At 57.4% G+C, this 469-nt stretch carries 1 protein-coding gene; it reads right to left on the bottom strand.

All coding sequences use genetic code 11. From position 1 onward, the window contains the following. The coding region (locus D7Y13_RS50085; protein ID WP_120631096.1) for an FAD-dependent oxidoreductase at nt 1-287 on the bottom strand (287 nt) is incomplete at its 3' end. Nucleotides 288-469: the final 182 nt, after the last annotated feature.

The raw sequence follows: 469 nt of genomic DNA, 5'->3' as shown, positions 1-469 counted from the left end.
AGCGGTGCCAGGATGCCACACGCCCAATACCCGGTTGGCAAACCTGTCAGCGCTTCTAGCTTTTGTGTCCAATCTGAGTAGAGCGATCGGCTCAGCAAGCAAAGCTCCCGCATGGCACCGGGAGGAATCTTTTCTGCTTGGGGAGCCAGCATCCCGGCAGCAGCATGGCTAGCTGCTTGAGCAAAATCACGGGAAAGAACGGTGACAGATGCACCACGTAGACGTAATTCGAGGGCGATCGCTAGACCGATCGCGCCCCCACCAATGACCAAAACATCTGCTGCCATTGCCTGCTGCTTACCATCCAGCGGGAACGGCTTGTAGCGGTCTAGACGGCAAGGGCGTTGTATCGGCGCTAACTTGGCTAGGTGTGGTCAAGGTTGTAGAAACACCCGCGTTATTGATCGGAGCCGCTCCTGTGGCATCGCTGCTAAAGCCCGTATTGCGGGTTGCCGGAGCAGAGCTGTTG

Origin of the sequence: Corallococcus praedator (assembly GCF_003612125.1) — a bacterium.
Taxonomy (GTDB): domain Bacteria; phylum Myxococcota; class Myxococcia; order Myxococcales; family Myxococcaceae; genus Corallococcus; species Corallococcus praedator.
The sequence above is the reverse complement of the archived record's forward strand: the minus strand, read 5'-3'. Positions and strand labels throughout refer to the sequence as shown.